This window comes from Methyloversatilis sp. S146-33 (assembly GCF_059552495.1).
The window spans coordinates 59,320-79,002 of the sequence record NZ_JCANOT010000029.1 but is presented as its reverse complement, the minus strand read 5'-3'; the positions used below and the strand labels follow the sequence as shown (position 1 = coordinate 79,002).

20 protein-coding genes are annotated in these 19,683 nt (G+C 67.3%); 4 read left to right on the top strand and 16 right to left on the bottom strand.

The genetic code is table 11. The features are described from left to right. The 11 genes from AC51BJ_RS11980 to pcnB form a co-directional block, all read right to left on the bottom strand. Complete coding sequence (locus tag AC51BJ_RS11980) at window positions 1-2,130, bottom strand: TonB-dependent siderophore receptor (protein ID WP_496280373.1); 2,130 nt, start codon at window positions 2,128-2,130, stop codon at window positions 1-3. Window positions 2,131-2,184: 54 nt separating this feature from the next. Further along, a complete protein-coding gene (locus AC51BJ_RS11975; protein ID WP_496280372.1) occupies window positions 2,185-3,762 on the bottom strand; it encodes a PepSY-associated TM helix domain-containing protein in 1,578 nt (525 codons plus the stop codon). Continuing rightward, on the bottom strand, window positions 3,759-4,019 hold the full coding sequence (locus AC51BJ_RS11970; protein ID WP_020163811.1) for a hypothetical protein: 261 nt from the start codon (window positions 4,017-4,019) through the stop codon (window positions 3,759-3,761). Before AC51BJ_RS11970 ends, AC51BJ_RS11975 begins: the two co-directional genes overlap by 4 nt. After that, window positions 4,019-4,285 (bottom strand): hypothetical protein, encoded by a 267-nt coding sequence (locus AC51BJ_RS11965; RefSeq protein ID WP_496280371.1) that lies wholly within the window; start codon window positions 4,283-4,285, stop codon window positions 4,019-4,021. The genes AC51BJ_RS11970 and AC51BJ_RS11965 overlap by 1 nt, the downstream gene beginning before the upstream one ends. Before the next feature lie 140 nt (window positions 4,286-4,425). Further along, complete coding sequence (locus AC51BJ_RS11960; RefSeq protein ID WP_019919248.1) at window positions 4,426-5,304, bottom strand: LysR family transcriptional regulator; 879 nt, start codon at window positions 5,302-5,304, stop codon at window positions 4,426-4,428. 95 nt (window positions 5,305-5,399) lie between these two features. Next, window positions 5,400-5,783: an aspartate 1-decarboxylase gene (gene panD / locus AC51BJ_RS11955; RefSeq protein ID WP_019919247.1), complete on the bottom strand. Its 384-nt coding sequence runs from the start codon at window positions 5,781-5,783 to the stop codon at window positions 5,400-5,402. A gap of 106 nt (window positions 5,784-5,889) precedes the next feature. After that, window positions 5,890-6,729 carry a pantoate--beta-alanine ligase gene (gene panC, locus AC51BJ_RS11950; protein ID WP_430433150.1) on the bottom strand — a complete coding sequence of 280 codons (840 nt, stop codon included), beginning with the start codon at window positions 6,727-6,729 and terminating at the stop codon, window positions 5,890-5,892. Between the two features lie 17 nt (window positions 6,730-6,746). Then, complete coding sequence (gene panB, locus AC51BJ_RS11945) at window positions 6,747-7,583, bottom strand: 3-methyl-2-oxobutanoate hydroxymethyltransferase (protein ID WP_496280370.1); 837 nt, start codon at window positions 7,581-7,583, stop codon at window positions 6,747-6,749. Continuing rightward, window positions 7,580-8,218 carry a deoxynucleoside kinase gene (locus AC51BJ_RS11940; protein ID WP_019919244.1) on the bottom strand — a complete coding sequence of 213 codons (639 nt, stop codon included), beginning with the start codon at window positions 8,216-8,218 and terminating at the stop codon, window positions 7,580-7,582. Before AC51BJ_RS11940 ends, panB begins: the two co-directional genes overlap by 4 nt. A gap of 37 nt (window positions 8,219-8,255) precedes the next feature. Further along, the gene (locus tag AC51BJ_RS11935; RefSeq protein ID WP_304003753.1) at window positions 8,256-8,606 is read right to left on the bottom strand and encodes a DMT family protein; all 351 of its coding nucleotides are present in this window, start codon (window positions 8,604-8,606) and stop codon (window positions 8,256-8,258) included. Then, a complete protein-coding gene (pcnB, locus tag AC51BJ_RS11930; RefSeq protein ID WP_496280369.1) occupies window positions 8,606-9,943 on the bottom strand; it encodes a polynucleotide adenylyltransferase PcnB in 1,338 nt (445 codons plus the stop codon). The genes AC51BJ_RS11935 and pcnB overlap by 1 nt, the downstream gene beginning before the upstream one ends. Window positions 9,944-10,073: 130 nt before the next feature. On the opposite strand from pcnB, the gene AC51BJ_RS11925 reads away from it, so the two are divergent. From AC51BJ_RS11925 to AC51BJ_RS11915, 3 genes are all read left to right on the top strand, one after another. Further along, complete coding sequence (locus AC51BJ_RS11925) at window positions 10,074-10,442, top strand: DUF2946 family protein (RefSeq protein ID WP_496280368.1); 369 nt, start codon at window positions 10,074-10,076, stop codon at window positions 10,440-10,442. Window positions 10,443-10,546: 104 nt separating this feature from the next. Next, window positions 10,547-12,661 carry a TonB-dependent receptor family protein gene (locus AC51BJ_RS11920; protein ID WP_496280367.1) on the top strand — a complete coding sequence of 705 codons (2,115 nt, stop codon included), beginning with the start codon at window positions 10,547-10,549 and terminating at the stop codon, window positions 12,659-12,661. A gap of 2 nt (window positions 12,662-12,663) precedes the next feature. Then, window positions 12,664-13,182 carry a YcnI family copper-binding membrane protein gene (locus tag AC51BJ_RS11915; RefSeq protein WP_430433155.1) on the top strand — a complete coding sequence of 173 codons (519 nt, stop codon included), beginning with the start codon at window positions 12,664-12,666 and terminating at the stop codon, window positions 13,180-13,182. 25 nt (window positions 13,183-13,207) lie between these two features. Here AC51BJ_RS11915 and AC51BJ_RS11910 read toward each other — a convergent pair whose 3' ends face one another. Further along, on the bottom strand, window positions 13,208-13,741 hold the full coding sequence (locus AC51BJ_RS11910) for a response regulator transcription factor (protein WP_496280366.1): 534 nt from the start codon (window positions 13,739-13,741) through the stop codon (window positions 13,208-13,210). Continuing rightward, window positions 13,734-14,948 carry a sensor histidine kinase gene (locus AC51BJ_RS11905; RefSeq protein ID WP_496280365.1) on the bottom strand — a complete coding sequence of 405 codons (1,215 nt, stop codon included), beginning with the start codon at window positions 14,946-14,948 and terminating at the stop codon, window positions 13,734-13,736. The genes AC51BJ_RS11910 and AC51BJ_RS11905 overlap by 8 nt, the downstream gene beginning before the upstream one ends. A 208-nt stretch (window positions 14,949-15,156) precedes the next feature. Here AC51BJ_RS11905 and AC51BJ_RS11900 point away from each other — a divergent pair, with 208 nt between their 5' ends. Continuing rightward, complete coding sequence (locus tag AC51BJ_RS11900) at window positions 15,157-15,645, top strand: hypothetical protein (protein ID WP_430433158.1); 489 nt, start codon at window positions 15,157-15,159, stop codon at window positions 15,643-15,645. Between the two features lie 12 nt (window positions 15,646-15,657). On the opposite strand, the gene AC51BJ_RS11895 is transcribed toward AC51BJ_RS11900, so the two are convergent. From AC51BJ_RS11895 to AC51BJ_RS11885, 3 genes are all read right to left on the bottom strand, one after another. Next, on the bottom strand, window positions 15,658-16,392 hold the full coding sequence (locus AC51BJ_RS11895; RefSeq protein ID WP_430433159.1) for an FxDxF family PEP-CTERM protein: 735 nt from the start codon (window positions 16,390-16,392) through the stop codon (window positions 15,658-15,660). Window positions 16,393-16,502: 110 nt separating this feature from the next. Further along, window positions 16,503-18,704, bottom strand: coding sequence for a TonB-dependent receptor (locus tag AC51BJ_RS11890; protein WP_496280364.1), 2,202 nt, complete (start codon window positions 18,702-18,704; stop codon window positions 16,503-16,505). 182 nt (window positions 18,705-18,886) lie between these two features. After that, window positions 18,887-19,591, bottom strand: coding sequence for a PEP-CTERM sorting domain-containing protein (locus tag AC51BJ_RS11885; protein ID WP_496280363.1), 705 nt, complete (start codon window positions 19,589-19,591; stop codon window positions 18,887-18,889). Between the last annotated feature and the right edge of the window lie 92 nt (window positions 19,592-19,683).

The window sequence follows — 19,683 nt, the reverse complement described above, 5'->3', positions numbered from 1 at the left end:
TCAGAAGCGGTAGGTGGCCGAAGCGCGCACCGTGCGCAGCGTGCCGAGGAAGCAGTCGCCGCGTGACAGGCAGGTGGTGTAGTACTCGCGGTCGGCGATGTTGTCGACGTTGAGCGCATAGCGCCACTGGCCGGTCCGGTACGCGAGCAGCGCGTCCATCAGCGTGATGGATGGCGTGCGCAGACTGTCGGTGCCGTCCCAGCTGGCGCCGATGTAGCGCACGCCGCCGCCCACCTCGAACTGACCCGGCAGGTCGAAGGCGGTGAAGCGCTTCACCGCCCAGGCGCTCGCCATGTGTTCCGGAATGCTGGCAAGGCGCTTGCCGAGATCCGCCGCGTTGCTCTGCGTGATCTCGCTGTCGGTGTAGGTGTAGGTCGCGATCAGATCAACGCCGCCCGCCAGGCTGGCCTGCGCTTCCGCCTCGACGCCGCGTATCGTCGCCTCGCCGACTTGGATGCGGTTCAGCGCGTTGTTCGGGTCGGCCGTCAGGCGGTTCTTCTCCTTCAGCTCGTAGGCGGCCAGCGTCAGGAACAGACGGCTGCCCGGCGGCTGGTACTTCACGCCGACTTCCCACTGTTCGCCTTCGAGCGGCTTGTAGGCCTCGTTGTAGAAGTTGAAACCGGCGCTCGGGTTGAACGACTCCGAATAGCTCACATAGGGCGCCCAGCCATTGTCGAACAGATGCAGCAGGCCGGCGCGCCAGGTGGTCGCGTGCGCGTCAATGCGGGCCGACGTGGCGTCGAGATCGTTGTTCTGACGCGCCCAGTCGCGGCGTGCGCCGATGGTGGCGATCCAGCGGCGGTCTATCTTCAGCTGCTCCTGCAGGTAGAAACCGCTCTGATAGAGCTGGGTGTCTGGCTGCCGCGCCAGCGCGGGCACTGTGTAGTTGCCGTAGACCGGCGCGTAGACGTCGATCGCAGGCGCGTTGCCGCGACCCATCACCGAGCTGGTGAGCACGCGCTGGAAGTCGAAGCCGAACAGCACCGTATGCTCGAACGGTCCGTGCGTGAAGTTCGCCTGCAGCTGCGTGTCGGCGGTGAGCGCCTCGACCTCAGGCTTGGACACGTAGATCGTGCGGTTCAGCGTCCGGCCGTCCGGATTCAGCACAGGGGCCGGGCCGAAGCGGCTGTAGATCGACTGATAGGTGACTTGGCTGTCGGAATGGCGCACGTTCTGACGCAGCGTCAGCGCCTCGTTGAAGCGGTGCTCGAAGCGGTAGCCGAAGGCCTGCTGCTCGCCGACGTAGCGGTCGAAGCCCGGTTCGCTGATATTGGTGCGGAACGGAATGCGGCCGTTCGGCGCCGGCAGCACGGTGCCCTGGTGCGGGAAGAAGAACTGCGTCGTGTTCGTGTGGTCGCGCTGCAGATTGGCCCACACCGTCAGTTCGGTATCGGTGCTCGGGCGCCAGGTCAGCGAGGGCATGAACACCATGCGGTCGTCCTGGGTGTGGTCCACCTGGGTTTCGGCGTCCTGGCCGACCGCCACCAGCCGGTAAAGCCACTTGCCTTCGCTGGCCAGCGGGCCGGTTGAATCGACGGCCAGGCGCTTCAGGCCGTTGTTGCCGACGACCGCCTGCACCTCGTGCTGGGCCTCCGCCAACGGGCGCTTCGACACCAGATTCACGGTGCCGCCGAAACTGCCCTGACCGTACATGATGGACGAGGGGCCGCGCAGCACCTCGACCCGCTCCAGCGTGTAGACGTCGGGGCGGATGTTGTTGTAGCTGCCGAACAGCATGCGCAGGCCGTCCTGGTACTGGGTGAAGCTGGCGCCGCGCAGTTGCGCCCAGTCGCCGCGGTTGTCCAGTCCGTAGGGCTCGGCGCGGGCGCCGGCGGTGTAGCGCAGCGCGTCCTGCACCGATACCACCGACTGCGCTTCCAGTCGGTCGCGCGTGATGACCGAGATCGATTGTGCGGTTTCGACCAGCGGCGTGTCGGTCTTGGTGGCCGAGGCACTGCGCTTGGCAACGTAGCCGCGGACCGGGCCGTCGGCCTTTTCGGTGGCGCGTTCGTCCTCGACCTTGACGGCCGGCAGGGTGGGTACGTCGGCGGCGTAGGCGCCGTGCGTCCAGACCAGCAGCGCGAGACTGACCGGCCCCAGGCGCATCGTTGCGCGGGGAACTCGTTTCATGGCTTCTCCGGAATCTTGAATCGAATGGCCGGCGACAGCGCGCCGGCGGGGTTTTCAAATGGCCTGGCGCATCGGCTGGGTTCCATCGGTGGGGGCGGCCCAGACGCTGTTCGGATCACCGTCCAGGGCACGTTTTCGTGTCAGCGCGGCGAGCCAGACATAGCCGGCGGCCATCAGCAGCGCACACAGGTCGATGCCGAGCAGCACCCAGTCGCCAACCAGCGCGCTGCGCAGCAGGTGATCGCCGGTCAGCGCGCCGTGACTGAGCGGAATGGCGGCCGTGAGCAGCGCGGTCAGCCACAGCAACTCGACGGCGGCACGCGACGGCGGGCGCGCGAAGGACCACGCCAGCGCGGCGAAGAACACGCCGAAGCAGGCGCTCTTCTCGATCAGTTCGCGGTCGGCGCCCGGCATCGCGGCGGCGATCTGGGTGGCGACGAAAGCGGCGGACACCGCGGCGCAGCAGCCTACGCAGACACCGATGGTCGCCTGCGCCATGCGCACCAGATGCGTCGGTTGCGCCACCTGCTGGCGCTTGCGCCGTGCCTCTATCCACAGCAGATTGCCGCTGAAGAACAGGAAAGCGCCGGCCAGACCGAGCAGGCCGTACAGACCCTGCACGATGGCGCCGCCATAGCTGCCGAAGTGCAGCGCGTAGAGGCCGGCGTAGGCGGCATGATTGGCATCGTTGCGGCCGCCGGTCTGAACGTTCAGCACGCGGGCGGTGGCGGCCTCGAGCGCAACGCCACCGGACACCGCGAGCACGCGCGGGCTGGTGCCACGCACCTCGACCTGCGCCGCGCGGTCGCCGTACTGGTAATAGCGCAGCCATTTCGGCTCGAACTCAGGGGCGGCTGCGCGCGCGGCCGTGACCAGCGCAGCAGGCGACTGCATCGGCGACGCCTCGCCCGCGGCATCGGCACCGGTGGACACCCGCGTCGCACGCCGGATCTCGAGCGGCAGTTCGCCGCCGAACACCGGCACGTTCATCAGCGCGATCAGCACCGCCGACAGGCACAGCAGCGCACCGCTGATCGCGAACACGATATGGAAAGGCAGGCTGCAGACGCCGATCGCGTTGTGCGCGTCCTGCCAGAAGCGCTTCAGGTTGCGGCCCGGACGCAGCGCGAACAGGTCGCGCAACAGTAGCGGCAGGTGGATCAGCACGCCCGACACCAGCGCCACGCCGTACATCATCGACACGATGCCCATCACATAGATGCCGGCGACCGGCAGCCCGAGCGAGAAGTGCAGGCTGTTGATCAGGTCGGCCAGACCGGAATGCGGCGCTTCGTCATCCAGTCCGGCGGCGACGCGCAGCGGTGCATGCGTCCATTCGCCGTCCTCCTTCCAGTAGGCGACCGGCGACGGCGCACTGGCGGAGGGCAGTTGCACGAAGAAGTCGGCGGCCGCCTGCGGATGCTTGCGCACCATGCCGTCGATCAGTTCCGGCAGTTCTTCCGTCGTGACCGCCTGTGCGGTGTGGCGGTGCTCGGGGCTCTGCCAATGGTGCAGGTCCTCGTGGAACACCGTGATGGCGCCGCAGTAGAAGGCGACGAACAGCGCGAAGCCGGCGATCAGGCCGGTCCACGTGTGCAGGGCCGAGAAATGTCGAAGGATGGATGACTTCACAGCGCGCCTCCGAGTCGTACGATGGTCAGCAGACCTGCGGCCGCGATGTTCAGGGACAGCATGCGCAGCCAGGCACTGCGGGTGTCGGCGAACAGCACGGCGGCGCAGGCGATGGCGGTCCACAGCGGGAAGAACAGTTGCAGGGACGGTACCAGTACGTCCTGCCAACGCCCGGGCCAACCCCAGGCGATCAGCCCCGTCAGTGCGGCGGCGAGCGGAATGCCGAGCAGCGCGCCGGCAGCAAAACGCCCCCACATCACGAGAGCTCCCGTGCGGACTGTCCGGGCAGCAGCGCCCAGGGCAGGGCGGCGAGCATCAGCATCCACGCAACCAGCCCGGCACAGGGGCCGGCGACCGGGCCGAGCGCCTCCGCCCATGTCCACAACGACAGTGCGCCGGGCACGATGCAGGCGGCAAGTCGCCAGGACAGAGGAGGGCGGCGGTGCAGCAGCACCTGCCGCGGGCTGCAGATGTAACAGGCGACGGCACACAGCGCGCACGTCAACATGGCGAGAAGAATCATGATTGCGGACCAGCCACTCGATTGCTTGGCCCGGAATTAGACACTATGTAACTGCGTATGTGAACAGGAATGATTCGTATTAATAACCATGGCCGAAGAAGGGTGTTCGGCGCGGCGACGTTCTCCGCGCGCTTCTTCAGTCAGTCGGTCGCGATCATCGCCTCGAACGCCAGCGCGGCCGGGCTGAGCGGGCGGCGCGGCAGGCGCAGGCGGTAGAGCTGGCGGGTCAGCTGTACGCCGGGCAGCGTCAGTGTGGCGACCTTGCCGAGCGCGATCTGATCGGCCGAGCTGACGCGCGGCACCATCGATACGCCACCGCCGGCAGCGACGGTCTGGATGACCGCCTCGGTACTGCCGGCTTCTATCGTACGTGCCGGCACGATGCCCAGCTTGTCCAGCCAGCGGTTCATCACTTCGCGGGTGCCGGAGCCATGCTCACGCACCACCCAGGTGACCGCGCTCAGGTCGGCGGCGCTGACCGTGCCGGCCTTGGCCAGCGCGCTGTCGGGCGGGGCGACGATGAGCAGGGTTTCGTCGCGCCAGGGGCGGGATTCGATCCGCTCGTCCTCGACCGGGCCTTCGACCAGTGCGATGTCGACTTCGCAGGCGAGCAGTCGGTCAGCCACCGTCTGCGTATTGGCGCTGGTCAGGCTCAGCGTGATGCCCGGATGCGCCTGGGCGAAATCGGCGACGTAGCCGGGCAGCCAGTAACCGGCCACCGTCATGCTGGCACCGATGCGCAGACGACCGCGCTCGAGGTTGGAATAGGCCTGCAGCGCTTCGAGCGCGGCGCGCTCCATCGCGAAGATGCCGCCCGCGTACTCGAACAGCACCTGACCGGCTTCGGTCAGCGACACGATGCGCGCGCCGCGCTCGATCAGCACCACGTCGAGCTGGTCTTCCAGTTCGCGCAGCGCCTTCGATACGGCGGGCTGACTGATGCCGAGGTGCTCGGCGGCGCGCGAGAAACTCGCGTGTTCGCCGACGGTGTGGAAGATGCGGAGCAGGTGCAGGTTCATCGCGGTGTTCTGGGGCGGAGAGGCCGCATTGTTTCACATCGGGCCAAATGAAAAGGCCCGCACGGGGCGGGCCTTGACGACGGGCAGCGCGGGGATCAGCCGGCCATCTGCACCGGAATGTGACCACGCTGGTTCACGATGTTGTTCTTGCCATCGACGTATACGAGCTTAGGCTCGTAGCGGGCCAGTTCCAGCTCGGTGTACTGGGCGTAGCACGCGATGATGAGCAGGTCGCCGGCGGCGGCCTTGCGCGCTGCCGCGCCATTGACCGAAATGATGCCGGATCCGCGCTCGGCGCTGATCGCGTAGGTCGAGAAACGCTCGCCGTTGGTCACGTTGTAGATGTCGATCGCCTGATACTCGCGGATGTCCGCGGCGTCGAGCAGATTCTGGTCGATCGCACAGGAGCCCTCGTAGTGCAGCTCGGAATGCGTCGTCGTGACCCGGTGAAGCTTGGACTGAAGCATGGTGCGTTGCATATGGGCGCTCCTTCGATATCGCGCTGTTCAGACAACACGCGCACGCAAGGGCGTGCGCGACAGTGCGCTACTGGAACGCCACCGGCCTTGAGCGCATCGTGGCGACCTACACTTCCAGATTGTCGATCAGGCGCGTCGTCCCAAGCAGGGCGGCGGCCACGATCACCAGACTGGATTCGTGAGCGGCCGGCGATTGTAAGTCGGCTTGTCGTCGCACCGCAATATATTGTGGAGACCAGCCACGGGCCTGGAGAAACGCCATGGTGTCGGCCTCGATCCGCGCGTATTCACGGTTTCCGGCGCGCAATGCTTCGCGGGCGGCCACCAGGGCCTGATACAGCTGCACCGCCTGCGCCCGTTCGCCCTCCGACAGGTAGCCGTTGCGCGAAGACAGCGCCAGACCGTCGTCGGCGCGCAGTGTTTCACCACCGACAATGGCGATCGGCAGCGCCATCTGCTGCACCAACTGGCGGATCACCATTAGTTGCTGGTAGTCCTTCTTGCCGAAAAGGGCCACCTGCGGCTGCACGATGTTGAACAGCTTGGCCACCACGGTCGCCACGCCGGTGAAGAAACCGGGCCGGAAGGCGCCTTCGAGGATGTCGGCCAGTACCGGGTCCGGCACCACGCGCATCGTCTGCGGCTGCGGGTAGAGCTCGCTCTCTGACGGTGCGAACACGTGCGCCACCCCCGCCGCCTGCATGCGCGCGCAGTCGGCGTCCATCGTGCGCGGGTAGCGGTCGAAGTCCTCGTTCGGTCCGAACTGAAGCCGGTTTACGAACACGCTGGCCACCACCACGTCGGCGTGGTCGCGGCCCTGGCGCATCAGCGAGGCGTGGCCCTCGTGCAGATTGCCCATGGTGGGCACGAAGGCGATGCGCGCGCCGCGTGCGCGCTCGGCATCGAGCGCGGCGCGCAGGCCGGCGATGGTCGGGTGGATCTGCATCGGGGAGACTCGCTGGATCAGTAGCAGTGTTCGGGGCCGGGGAAGCTGCGGTCCTTGACCGCGGCGACGTAACGGCTCAACGCGTCATGCACGTCGTCGGCACCCGGCATGAAATTGCGCACGAAGCGCGGGCGGCGGCCCGGGAACAGGCCGAGCACATCGTGCAGCACCAGCACCTGACCGCTGCAGTCGACGCCGGCACCGATGCCTATCGTGATCAGCTGCGTGCTCGCGGTCACGTCGGCGGCAAGGCGGGCCGGCACCATTTCGAGCACCATCATCGTCGCCCCCGCCTGTTCCAGTTCCTTGGCGTCCTGCAGCAGCCGGGCGGCGGCAGCGTCGGTCACACCCTGGGCGCGGTACCCGCCGAGTTGATGCACCGACTGCGGCGTCAGGCCGAGATGGGCGCACACCGGCACGCCGCGCTCGACCAGGAAGCGCACGGTGTCGGCCATGTGGGCGCCGCCTTCGAGCTTCACCATCTGTGCACCGGCGGTCATCAGCTGCACCGACGAGCGCATCGCCTGTTCGCGCGTCTCCTGATAGCTGCCGAAGGGCAGGTCAGTGATCAGGAAGGCACGGCCACCGACGTTGGCCAGACCGCGGGCGACGCAGCCGGTGTGATAGGCCATGTCGTTCAGCGTGACCGGCAGCGTCGTGTCGTGGCCCTGTAGCACGTTGCCGAGCGAGTCGCCGACCAGCAGCACTTCGGCGCCGGCGGCATCGCACACGGCGGCGAAGGTCGAGTCGTAACAGGTGAGCATGGCGATCGGCTCGGCGTTCGCGCGCATGCGCAGCAGGGTGTTCAGCGTGACCGGGCGGCGCGCCGGGTCGGTGTCGCGCATATAGGTCATGAGGCGTATCCGAAAAATTCGCGGAAGGAGCGCATCTGGCCGAGCCGCTCGACCAGCAGCGCGAAGTCGTCGTCGCTGTCGACCGGGTTCAGTTCCTCAGCGTTGACGATGAACAGCGGGCTGGCGTCATACTGGTAGAAGAAACGCGCATAGCGCTCGACCACGCGGGCCAGATAGCTCTCGCTGATGCGCCGCTCGGCGTCGAGGCCACGCCGGCGCACGCGCTCGGCCAGCGTGTCGGCGTCGGCCTGCAGGTAGATCACGAGGTCCGGTGCCGGCGCCTGCAGCTTCAGCGAGGCGTATATCTGGCGATACAGCGCGTATTCGTCGTCGGTCAGGTTCATCGACGCGAACAGCGGGTCCTTGTCGATCAGGAAGTCGGCCACCAGACGGCCGGAGAACAGGTCGTCCTGCATCACCTCGCGCAGCTGTTCCATGCGCTGGAACAGGAAGAAAAGCTGGGTCTGCAGCGCGTAGCGCTCCATGTTCTGGTAGAAGCGGCCGAGGAAGGGATTCTCTTCCGGCTTCTCGAACAGCGTCGGCGCCTGCAGGTGGTCGGCCAGCCGCCGGGCCAGCGAGGTCTTGCCCACACCTATGGGTCCTTCGACGACGATGTAGCGTGCCTTGTCCAGCATCGATGGGGAATTCCGGTCGGGGAAGCGGATCGGTAGATCAGCGGAAGATGAAATACACCGCGCCCAGCATACACAGCGCGGCCCACAGATAGTCAAGCTTGAGCGGTTCGTTCATGTAGAACACGGCGAAGGGCACGAACACGCTCAGCGTGATCACCTCCTGCATGATCTTGAGCTGGCCGAGTGACAGCTGCGTGTGGCCGATGCGGTTCGCCGGCACCTGCAGCAGGTACTCGAACAGCGCAATGCCCCAGGAAAACAGGGCGGCGTACCACCACGGCCGGTGGTTCAGGTCGCGCAGGTGGGCGTACCAGGCGAAAGTCATGAACACGTTCGACGCGATCAACAGACCGGCGGCCTGTGTCCATGCAGGCAGCTGCGGCAGCATCACTCGGCCGCGGCCTCGCCGGCCGTCGGTTTGCGCCGCGGGCGGCGGCGCTTCTTCGGCGCTTCTTCCGGGCGCAGCATCGATTCGCGCGTCGGGCCGTCGGCGGCGGCGAAGTCGGTCCACCAGTCGGCCAATTCCTGTTCAACCTCTCCGCTTCCCGCCCGCAGCAGCAGGAAGTCGTAGGCGGCGCGGAAGCGTGGCAGTTCGAGCAGGCGGTAGGGGCGCTTGCCGGCGCGTTGTTCGAAGCGCGGCTGCAGCAGCCAGATGTCCTTGATGTCGGTGGCGATGCGCCGAGTGATGGCGAGCTTCTCCGCCTGCTGGTCGAGCACTGCGCTCATCGCCTCGAACATCGCCGGGATCGACGGTTCGCCCGCCTGCTTGCGCTTCTCCCAGTCGGCCAGCACTTCGTGCCACAGCAGCGTGGCGAACAGGAAGCCCGGCGAGATCGATTTGCCCTCGCGCACGCGCTCGTCGGTGCGCTCCAGCGACAGCATGACGAAGCGCTCGCCCATCGGCTGTTCGAGGATGACGTCGAGCAGGGGCAGCAGGCCGTGATGCAGGCCGTCCTCGCGCAGCTGGCGCACGCAGCGCACCGCGTGACCGCTGGTCAGCAGCTTCAGCATTTCGTCGAACAGGCGGGCCGGCGGCACGTTCTCCAGCAGGCTGGCCATCGACCGTATCGGCTCGCGCGCGTCGGGGTCGATCACCAGACCGAGCTTGGCCGCCAGACGCACCGCGCGCAGCATGCGCACCGGGTCTTCGCGGTAGCGGCGCGGCGCGTCGCCGATCATGCGCAAGGTCTTCTGCTTCAGATCGGCCACGCCGTGGTGGAAGTCGACGACGGTTTCGGTCGCCGGGTCGTAGTACAGCGCATTGACCGTGAAATCGCGGCGCGCGGCGTCCTCTTCCATCGTGCCGAACACATTGTCGTGCAGGATGCGGCCGTGCTCGTCGGTCACCGCTTCGGAGTCGCCGCGGAAGGTGGTGACCTCGATCACGTCGCGGCCGAACATGACATGCACGATCTTGAAGCGGCGGCCGATCATGCGTGCGCGGCGGAACACCGCGGTCACCTGTTCCGGCGTGGCGCTTGTGGCGACGTCGAAGTCCTTCGGCTCGATGCCGGCGATGAGATCGCGCACCGCGCCGCCGACCACATAGGCCTGGTAACCCTCGGCCTGCAGCGAATCGCACACCTTGCGCGCCGCCGGCAGCAGCTGTTCGCGTGCGATGCCGTGCTGTGCGCGCGGAATATGGACAGGGCCGCTGCTCGCGGCCTGCGTACGGGCGTTGTCTTCGGGGCGACGGAATATCCGGCGCAGCAACTTTCGGATCATCAGTAAGGGGACTTTCTGGCGTGACTCGGACCAGGGCGCGGCAGCGCCGGACGCGACATGTTAACGCATGCAGCGTGCGCCGGCCGCCTGTGTTGCGCGGCGGGCCGCTGGCGGGCTACCATCCGCGCCCATGTCGCCCGCCCGCCCCCGTTTCCGCCTCGCCCTGATGCTCGCGCTGTTCGCAGTGTGCGCGCAGGCGCTGCTGCCCACGCTGATGCGCTGGCAGCAGTCGGCCGATCCGACCGGCATGGCGCAGATCTGTACCGCTTTCGGCATCGGATCGGCATCGGCCGCGGAACAGGGTGACGACGAAGGCGGCAACGCCGGTCATTGCCCCTGGTGCGTTGCGCAGTCCTTGCCGGTGCTGCCGACGCAAGCGGCGCATGCCGTGTTCGCGCTGCATGCCGAGAGGCAGGCGCCGCCGCCGACGCTCTCTGCCGCCGTCACCGCCGCCACGCTGCTGGCGCCTTCCCCACGCGCGCCGCCAGCGCTCGCCTGATTCCCTCGCCTTCGTCCGCGTGACGGCCTGATCGCCGTCGCGCGTTCCGTGTCGCCGTCCTGCGCCTGCGCGCGGCGCGACGCACTCCATTCGAAAGTACCGTCATGTTCCCGTCGTTCCACGCGACCGCGCCTGCGCGCGCGCGTCTCAAACGCATTCCCTTCGCCCTTGCGACACTGGTGGCCGCACCGGCTGTTTTCGCCGACGGCACGTTGCAGTTGCCCGCCGTGCGCGTCGAGGCGCGGCGCATCGACGCCGCCACGCTGCCCGACATCGACGAAGCGCGCGCCGCGCTCGCGCTGACGCCAGGCGGCGCCGCGGTGATCGACGCTGCCAGCTTCCGCGACGCCCGCGTATCCACATTGCAGGACGCGCTGGGCTACAGCGCCGGCGTGTTCGTGCAGCCGCGCTTCGGTTCCGAGGAATCACGGCTGTCGATCCGCGGTTCCGGACTGCAGCGCACCTTCCACCTGCGCGGCATCAAGCTGATGCAGGACGGCGTGCCGATCAATCTGGCCGACGGTGGCGGCGATTTCCAGGTGCTGGAGCCGCTGGCCACCCGCTACATTGAAGTGTGGCGCGGCGCCAATGCGCTGCAGTACGGATCGAGCACGCTGGGCGGCGCGATCAACTACGTATCGCCGACCGGCCACGACGCGCCGCCGCTGACGGTGCGTGCCGAGACCGGCGCCTTCGGCTACCTGCGCAGCCAGCTGGCCGGCGGGTTCGCGGCAGGGCGCGTCGACGGCTATTTCAGCGCGACCAGCTTCGCCCAGGACGGCTTCCGCGATCACGCGCGGCAGGACACGCAGCGCGTGGTCGGCAATCTCGGCGTGCTGCTCGCACCTTCGCTGGAAACGCGCTTCTTCGTGCAGGCCGCGCAGAGCGACTCCGAACTGCCGGGCAACCTGACGCGCCAACAACTGCGCGACAATCCGCGCCAGGCGGCCGCCGCCAACATCACCGGCAACCAGAAGCGCGACATCGATCTGTGGCGCGTGTCCAACCGCACCGTCTGGCAGGCGGCCGACGGTCTGCGCTTCGAGCTGTCGGCCTACTACGCCGACAAGGACCTGTTCCACCCGATCTTCCAGGTGCTCGACCAGCGCAGCAAGGACTTCGGCGCAGAACTGCGCATGGTGTCGGACGGCACGCTGGCCGGCCGGCCGAACCGGCTGGTGGCCGGTCTGGCGAGTTCGCGCGGCGACACCGACGACGACCGCTGGGTGAACATCGGCGGCGCGCGCGGTGCGCGCACCAACAAGCTCGACACCTCGGCACGCAATGTCGAAGCCTATGTCGAGGATCAGTTCACCTTCGTTCCGGGCTGGACCGCGGTGGTCGGTACGCAGTACACGAATGCACGCCGGCGCAGCCGCGACCTGTGCTTCACCGGCGGTCCGCTCGTGTGTGGCGGTGCTGACGAGAGCTTCAGCCGTTCCTATGAAGGCTGGAGCCCGAAGTTCGGCATCCGTCACGATCTGTCGCCGGCGGTGCAGCTGTTCGGCAATGTGTCGCGCAGTTTCGAACCGCCGTCCTTCGGCGAACTGACCGGCGGCGCCGCGGTGATCGATTCGCTGCGCGCGCAGCGTGCGACCACCTGGGAAGTGGGTGGCCGCGGTAGCTTCGGCTGGGGTGCGGTCGATCTGGCGCTCTACCGCGCCAAGGTGACCGACGAACTGCTGGCCTATTCGCTGAACCTGGGGGGCACACCGGTCAACACCACGCTGAATGTGCCGCGCACGCTGCACCGTGGTATCGAGTTCGCCGCCAACGGCCAGTTCGGCGGCGGCTTCGAGTGGCGGCAGGCATTGCTCTACAACGACTTCCGCTTCGACAGCGATGCGTTGTTCGGCGACAACCGCCTGCCCGGCGTGCCGCGCACGCTGTTCCGCGGCGAACTGGGCTACCGCTTTGCCGGTGCGCCGGGCGGCCCGCTGAAGATTGCTGCAAGCGCGGAATGGTCGCCGCAGCGCTATGCGGTCGACATGGCGAATACCGAGTTCGCCGACGACTACGCCATCTTCGGCCTACGCATGCAGCAGCAGCTCGGCCGCCAGCTGTCCTGGTTCATCGAGGGACGCAACCTCGGAGACCGTCGCTACGCTGCCACCACGAATGTGGTGCGCGATTTCAGCGCGCTGGCGGCTGCTGCGCGCAACGTGTACCTGCCGGGGGATGGCCGCGCCGTCTATGCCGGCATCGAATGGAGGATGTAAGCATGAAGATCAGGATCTGCGCACTGGTGCTGCTGGTGGCGCCCCTCGTCGCCAGCGCGCACGTCGTGCTCGAACAGCAGGTTGCGACCGCCGGCAGCTACTACAAGGGCGTGTTTCGCGTCGGCCACGGCTGCGATGGTTCGGCCACCGTCGCGCTGACGGTGACGCTGCCCGAGCCGATGGCCAGCGTGAAACCGATGGTGAAGCCGGGCTGGACGGTCAGTACGCGCAGCGAGAAGCTGGCGCAGCCGCTGATGAATCACGGCAAGCCGGTCACCGATGCTGTGGTCGAGGTGAGCTGGCGCGGTGGCCCGCTGGCCGATGCCCACTACGACGAATTCGCGCTGATGATGAAGCTGCCCGACGCGGCGGGACGGCGCTGGTTCAAGGTGACGCAGGTGTGTGAACAGGGCGCGAACGACTGGTCGCAGATTCCCGCCGAGGGGCAGACCACGCGTGACCTGAAGATGCCGGCCGCGGTGCTCGACATCCAGCCTGCAGCGGGTCACGCACACCACTGAGGCAGCGCGACCGCCGAGCCCCCGGTCAGGCCTTGACCGGGCGCTTCATCAGCTTGCGCTGCAGCGTCCGGCGATGCATTTTCAGTGCGCGTGCGGTGGCGGAAATGTTGCCGTCGTGTTCCTTCAACACGCGCTGGATGTGCTCCCACTCCAGGCGCCCGACCGACAGCGGCTCGGCATCGAGCATGTCTTCGGCAGGTGGGCTCACCACGCAATCGAAGGCCGACAGGATGGCGTCGACCTCGACCGGCTTGGCCAGATACTGGAAGGCGCCCAGCTTGATCGCATCGACCGCGGTGGCGATGCTCGCATAGCCGGTCAGCACGACGATGCGCAGATCGGGCAGCGCGTCGATCAGCGGCCTGACCAGGGACAGGCCGGACGTGCCATTCAGGTTCAGGTCGAGCACGACGCGGGCGGGTTTCTGCCGTGCGGCCACGGCAAGCGCAGTGGCGGGGTCGGTGCACCCATGGGCGTCCAGCCCGCGCCGGCGCAGTGCATTTACCAGCACCGCGTTGAAGGTTTCGTCATCGTCGATGACCAGTATCGATTCAGACATGAAGTCCTATCCGTGCGAGAGGCAGCCGGATCGTCGCGCGTGCGCCGCCGGTCCAGGGGTTGTCCAGTTCGAGCTTGCCGCCCATCCGCTCCAGGCTGGCAGTGGTCAACAGCAAGCCGATGCCGCTGCCCTGGGCAGCGTCGCCGAAGGCCTGGCGTCCGGCCTTGTGCAGCACGCCCTCGGAAAAGCCTGGTCCGCTGTCGCGCACCTCGATGCGCACTTCCTCGGCATTCCAGTCGAGTGCCAGGTCGACCGGCGCACCGGCACGCAACGCGTTGTCGAGCAGGCTGACCACAGCCTGGCCCAGCGTGGGCTCGATCACGATGACCGGCGGTTCGCCGCTACCGAGCAGCGTGAAGGTGGAGTCGCAGTCACCGCGCAGGCTGCGCCATGCGGCGTGCAGACCTTCCAGCCAGGCGTCGCAGCGCATCGACTCTGCGCCTTCGCTGCGCTGGTCGCCGGCCTGCTCGGTCAGGCGCGTGATGATGCGCTTGCAGTAGGCGATCTGTTCGCGCATCAGCTTCAGGTCGGCCGCCGCGGTCGTGTCCGTCGGCGCCTCGCGCTCCATCTCGCCGACCAGTACGGCCAGCGTGGCCAGCGGTGAACCGAGCTCGTGTGCAGCCCCCGCCGCCAGCGCGCCGAGTGCCAGCACGCGTTCGTCGCGATAGGTCTGTTCGCGAGCGCGCGCCAGTTCGGCGTCGCGCCGGCGCAGTGCGTCGGTCGTGCGCATGACGAACCAGGCCAGCATGGCGGCCGACACGACGAAGGTGAGCCACATGCCGGACAGGTGCAGCGCGGTCGCGCGCCGGGCGTCGCCCAGTTCGAGCGGAATGAACCGCACCATCAGTACCGAATAGAGCAGGATGGCCAGTGCGGCGATCGCCAGCACCGCGCCGCGCGATAGCAGCAGCGCCGACAGCACGACCGGAAGCAGCAGCATGAACACCAGCGGATTGGTCGCGCCGCCGCTGAAATAGAGCAGCGCGGCGAAGGCGAGCAGGTCGATGCACAGCTGAAGCAGACAGCCGGTGGCGTCCGGCGCACCGGCGCTGCGGTGCAACTGCCAATGCATGAGACCGTTCCACAGGCCCACCGCGGCGAGAATGGCCAGCATCGGCTGTTGCGGCAGCGGCAGGTCGAGCAGTCCGGGGGCAATGGTCAGCAGCAACAGCAGCGCGCCCAGTGCCCACCAGCGCGCCCTGATCAAGCCCGGAAGCAGCCGGTCGTGCGGCCGCGCCGGCGTTTGCGCGGGCCGCGGTGCGGATGGCAAGGCAGTGCTGTGCGGGGGCATGCGTTCAGTCTATGGATTCGCTGCGGGTGCTTCAATCGATCTGCGTGCGCGTGCCGCCCGCGCTGACAGCGCCTGGTGCACACTCACCGCTTTCGACACGCCACGCTCCTGGACCGCACACAGCATGAAGCCCGCCCTGATTCGACAGTCGTTGCCGCATGTGCTGATCGTGGCGCTGCTGATCGGCATCGTGATCGTCGGCAGCCGGCGCGACTTCGTGGACGACGCCGTGCCGCGCGTGCTCGCGTCGCCGCCCTGCCGGCTGGACCACGGCCCCTGTCGCGTGGCGCTCGACCGCGGAGGCTGGCTGGAGCTGACGGTGATGCCGCGTCCGGTCCCGGCGGGTACGCCCTTCGTCGCGTCGCTGGCGCTGAACAATGTGGATGTCCGCCAGGTCGAGCTCGAGTTCGAGGGCACGGACATGAACATGGGACTGTTCAGGCAGGTGCTGGCGCCACGGCCGACCGGCGGCTTCGAGGCGAGCGTCACCCTGCCCATCTGTGCCACCGGCGCGATGCGCTGGCGCACCCGCCTGGTGGTGCATACAGCGGGCGAGACGCTGATCGCGCCCTTCGACCTCACCACCGGCGAGCCGTCGCGCGCCGGTGGTTGACGGGGCGTCTGGTCAGCATCCGCTGCGACGGCGGACGGCGAGGCCGAGCAGCCCGAGACCGGACAGCAGCAGCGCATAGGTTTCGGGTTCGGGTACGGCGGCGACCGCCAGCGTGGCCGTCATGCCGTAGGTCGGGCGCATCGCATCCAGCTGCGACACGTAGTTCACGCCACCCACGAAGATGCTGTAGTCGCCTGCGGCCAGTTCGAAGCTGCCAGTCACGAAGCCGTCGAGATCGCTGTCGGCTGCATGGCCGCGGAAGGTGAACAGCGACAGCGGGTCGCCGGCGTCATTGCCGATCTTCCAGTCGTTCAGTGCGCGGAATGCGCCTTCCTTCGGGGCGCCATCGAGCGACGACAGGTAGGCCACGGTGGCCGCCGCACCGTCGTGGTCCGCGCCGAACGGCGCCATGTGGGCCAGTCCCTGGTAGATCGAGAAGCCGGGCAGCAGTCCGCCGACGGAGGTGGCGGTCGCGCCCGCGTTCGCGGCGACGCTGAAGGTGACGGTAGTGGTCGTGCTCAGCGAGAAGCGGAAGGCGCGCAGCCGGTGCGAGTCGCCGAAGTCGGCGTCGAGGCCGTCGGCCCAGCCGTAATTGCCGGACACGGTCTGATTGGCAATGGTGACGCTGCCTCCGGCGGCATCGAAGCTGCCGAAATCACGACCTCCGTAGCCGACATGCGCCTGGGCGGTGAGCGGCTGTGCAAAGGTGAGCGCGAGGGAGAGCGTCAGGGATTGCGGGCGGACCATGTCATGTCTCCTTTTTTTCATGAGCGCGGATGCGACTCGGTGGCGCGCATTAGAGCGAACTCGACACGCCGGCGGAATGCGGCAAATCGTCGCGCCGGCGTCCGCTGCGACTAGAAACTCAGGTTGAGCGCGACATTCAGCGATCGCGCCCGGCCGGGAACCGACATGCCCCAGGGGATCCCACCGGTGGTCATCGAATTGCCCTGGCCGAGATAGGCACCGCCGAGCGGCAGCAGGTAGAACTTGTTCAGCGCGTTCTCCAGCGCGAGGTCGAGGCGGCCGTTCTTCCATGCGAAGCTGCTGCGCAGATTGAGCAGCGTATAGCCCGGGGTCTGCACCTCGTTTCTGACACGCGACACCTCATCCTTGGCTGAAACCGAGTGCACTTCGAGGGTGTTCGTCCACCGCTGCGAGCGGTGCTCCAGCGCGATCTTCGCGTTCAGCGGCATGATGTGATAGAGCTTGTCGCCGGTGCTCAGGTTACGGCCGTCGACGTAGCTCGCCATGCCGTTCAGGTAGAGCTTGCCGATGTCTGCATGCTGTGCGATCAGTGTCGAACCGGACAGGTCGACGCCCTGCAGCATCGCCCGCTGATTCACGTACTGCAGGATGACGTAGCGATCATCAGCGTTGCTGTTCAGCGCGTTGCACTGGGCGCTGAGCGCGCGCGGACAGCGCTGCGCGTCGATGTAGTCGTCGACATAGGTGGCGTGGCCAGACAGTTTGAAGTCCCAACGCTCCTTGCCTTCGTCGTGCCAGTGCGCGCTCGCACTCGCGGTGTAGGCCACCTCGGGCTTCAGGTCGGGGTTGCCGAGGTAGGCGTTGCCGTCGCCGACGAAGTTGTTCATCAGGGCGGCCATCGGAAAGCTGGACCACGGGTAAAGCTCATACAGACTGGGCGAGCGCGTCTTGCGCGCGATGCCGGCCTCGTAGTTCTGCCGCGCATCGGGCGTGTAACGCACAAGCGCTGTCAGGTCGAGGTGGGTGTCGTTCGTGCTGCGGTTGCGCCGGTTGAAGCGGGCAGCGTCGGCCGCGTAGAAATTGCTGTAGCCCTGCACGCTGTCGGCGTCCGCATGCACCAGACCGCCGCGGATGCCCAGCAGACTGAGCCAGGCCGCGTTCCAGCTGGTCTCCAGTTCGGAGAACAGACCGATGCGGTCGCGCTTGCCGTTGCGGATGTTCTTGAAATCGTCGCAGCACATCGCGCCCGGTGCGGTGCCGATGGGCGGCCACCAGTCGTCAAGCCGATACTGCTGGAAGTCGGTACCGACGCGCAGCAGATGTTCCGGGCTCACCGGAATGCTCGCCTTCAACAGCCCGCCCAGCGTGCTCGCGTCCGACTTCATCGGCATGAACATGCCGAAGAAGCGGTCCTGGTTCAGATCCATGTGGTGCGCCACGGTCTGCAGGAACAGGCGTGCTTCGAGTTCGCCCCAGGCGTGCTGTCCGAGGTAGCGCAGGTTGATGGTCCGGTTCTCGTTCGACGGTGTGTTTTCCGCAATGACGTAGTTGCCCGGATTGGCTGGATCCGGCCGGCTGAAGATCATGTCCATGCGCTGGTTCGGGAAGCCCTGGTAGTCGAGCTTCTGTTCACTGAAGGTCAGGTGAAGGACGCTGGTCGACGACCACGCGAGGCCCAGGCCGACCTCCCTGTTCTTCGATCCGGCATAGCCGCTCGATGCGACCTCGCGCTCCGCGACCGGGCGCTGACCGAGCTGCTTCCAGAAGCCGTCCCGCTTGAAATCTCCCGCCGTCCGGTAGTTGTCGGATTCGCTGGCGGATTCGCTGTAGCGCACGCTCAGCTGTGTGCTGGCAATCGACAGGTCCACGCTGTGGCCGCGGGCGTTGCCATTGCTGCGGAAGAAGGTGCCGACCTTCGCTTCGGTCAGCGTTTCGTTGTCGGACGCGGCGAATTTCGGCCGTGCGGACCGGATCTGTATTGCGCCGCCTATGCTGTCGCCCCCTTCGCTGACTGGCGTGATGCCGGCGTAGACGGCCACCGTCTCGACCTTGCTCGGGTCGATCAGCGACAGCGCCGGATTCATGTGGTTGGGGCAGGCGGACATCAGGTCCATGCCATCGACGGTGATCTTCAGACGCTCGTCGGACAGGCCGCGAATCGACGGCAGGCTGGATATGCCGCCCGCACCGTAGGTCGACACGCCCGGAATGCCCTCCAGCAGCCGCGCCGTGTCGCTGCTGGTCGCGCGCAGCGCATCCAGTGTGGAGGACGGCAGCGTCGTCACGCCGACCGGACTTTCGTCGCGCGCGCCTTCGACCCGGATGGGGGCAAGCGGGGTCGGCGCCGACACGGTTCCGGACTGCGCAAAGGCGCCAATCGGGAGCAGTGCCGGGCCGGAGGCCAACAGCAGGATTGCGCGGCCTGAACGCGGTCGCGAGCAGGAGGAAATCATGTGCGGGAGAGAGGGCAGAAAGGCGGCGAGGTGGGCGCCTCGCCGCCTTCCGGGGGGCGGATCGTCGGTCGACGACCTCGTCAGATCGCCCGGCGGCGACGCGCGACGGCGCCGATCAGGGTCAGGCCGGCCAGCAGCAGACCGCAGGTTTCGGGCTCGGGCACCGCCGCGGTGATGGTCTGCGACAGCGGGTATCCGCTCATCGTGCCCTCGGCGCCGTATCCAGCCACGCTGGTGCCGGTCATGCACACGGCGCCCATCATGCCGCCGGCTGCGCAGTCGGCGTAGGCCAGCTTGTTGATCTGCGCCTGGGTCAGTGCAGCGAGCGGATCATCCGGAATGAAGATGAGTGCGTAGGCATTGCCCGGATTGGTGCGGGTGGCGGGAAAGCCGTAGTGGACGCCGCCGGCAGCGATACCCGACGCAGGCGACCAGCCATTGCCGCCGGCGCCGGTCCAGAAGGTGTTGGTGCTGGCGTTCCGGAACGCGGCGGCGAAGGTGCCGCCGAGCGCCGCGTCGTACCATGACACCAGCTGATGATCGAGCGACAGCCAGGTCATTCCGCCGCCCATCATGCCGGTCATCGATTCGCTCAACTGACCGTGCAGATTCGTGACCGTGCGCGTCGCGGCGTCGTAGTCGAAGCTGCCGGTGAAAATGGTGTTGTTCGGCTGCGTGTCGGGTTCGTACCAGGTGGTGACCACGTCGTAGCTGCTTGCGGCGTGGGCGACGGTCATGCCGGCCGACAGCGCGAGCGCGACGCCGAAATTCAGAAAGCGGTTCATGCATCTCGTCCTCGTAGATGCCTGCAGTCGAGGAGAATGCAGGCGGATTTCAGGCGACGAGGGTTGCTCAGGCATCGCAACGCGGACCTCGT

Excerpts from the sequence above, each read along its gene's own strand:
- AC51BJ_RS11980 (WP_496280373.1), bottom strand. The coding sequence starts at position 2,130 with ATGAAACGAGTTCCCCGCGCAACGATGCGCCTGGGGCCGGTCAGTCTC.
- AC51BJ_RS11970 (WP_020163811.1), bottom strand. The coding sequence starts at position 4,019 with ATGTGGGGGCGTTTTGCTGCCGGCGCGCTGCTCGGCATTCCGCTCGCC.
- AC51BJ_RS11965 (WP_496280371.1), bottom strand. The coding sequence starts at position 4,285 with ATGATTCTTCTCGCCATGTTGACGTGCGCGCTGTGTGCCGTCGCCTGT.
- AC51BJ_RS11960 (WP_019919248.1), bottom strand. The coding sequence starts at position 5,304 with ATGAACCTGCACCTGCTCCGCATCTTCCACACCGTCGGCGAACACGCG.
- panD (WP_019919247.1), bottom strand. The coding sequence starts at position 5,783 with ATGCAACGCACCATGCTTCAGTCCAAGCTTCACCGGGTCACGACGACG.
- panC (WP_430433150.1), bottom strand. The coding sequence starts at position 6,729 with ATGCAGATCCACCCGACCATCGCCGGCCTGCGCGCCGCGCTCGATGCC.
- panB (WP_496280370.1), bottom strand. The coding sequence starts at position 7,583 with ATGACCTATATGCGCGACACCGACCCGGCGCGCCGCCCGGTCACGCTG.
- AC51BJ_RS11940 (WP_019919244.1), bottom strand. The coding sequence starts at position 8,218 with ATGCTGGACAAGGCACGCTACATCGTCGTCGAAGGACCCATAGGTGTG.
- AC51BJ_RS11935 (WP_304003753.1), bottom strand. The coding sequence starts at position 8,606 with ATGCTGCCGCAGCTGCCTGCATGGACACAGGCCGCCGGTCTGTTGATC.
- pcnB (WP_496280369.1), bottom strand. The coding sequence starts at position 9,943 with ATGATCCGAAAGTTGCTGCGCCGGATATTCCGTCGCCCCGAAGACAAC.
- AC51BJ_RS11925 (WP_496280368.1), top strand. The coding sequence starts at position 10,074 with ATGTCGCCCGCCCGCCCCCGTTTCCGCCTCGCCCTGATGCTCGCGCTG.
- AC51BJ_RS11920 (WP_496280367.1), top strand. The coding sequence starts at position 10,547 with ATGTTCCCGTCGTTCCACGCGACCGCGCCTGCGCGCGCGCGTCTCAAA.
- AC51BJ_RS11915 (WP_430433155.1), top strand. The coding sequence starts at position 12,664 with ATGAAGATCAGGATCTGCGCACTGGTGCTGCTGGTGGCGCCCCTCGTC.
- AC51BJ_RS11910 (WP_496280366.1), bottom strand. The coding sequence starts at position 13,741 with ATGTCTGAATCGATACTGGTCATCGACGATGACGAAACCTTCAACGCG.
- AC51BJ_RS11900 (WP_430433158.1), top strand. The coding sequence starts at position 15,157 with ATGAAGCCCGCCCTGATTCGACAGTCGTTGCCGCATGTGCTGATCGTG.
- AC51BJ_RS11895 (WP_430433159.1), bottom strand. The coding sequence starts at position 16,392 with ATGGTCCGCCCGCAATCCCTGACGCTCTCCCTCGCGCTCACCTTTGCA.
- AC51BJ_RS11885 (WP_496280363.1), bottom strand. The coding sequence starts at position 19,591 with ATGAACCGCTTTCTGAATTTCGGCGTCGCGCTCGCGCTGTCGGCCGGC.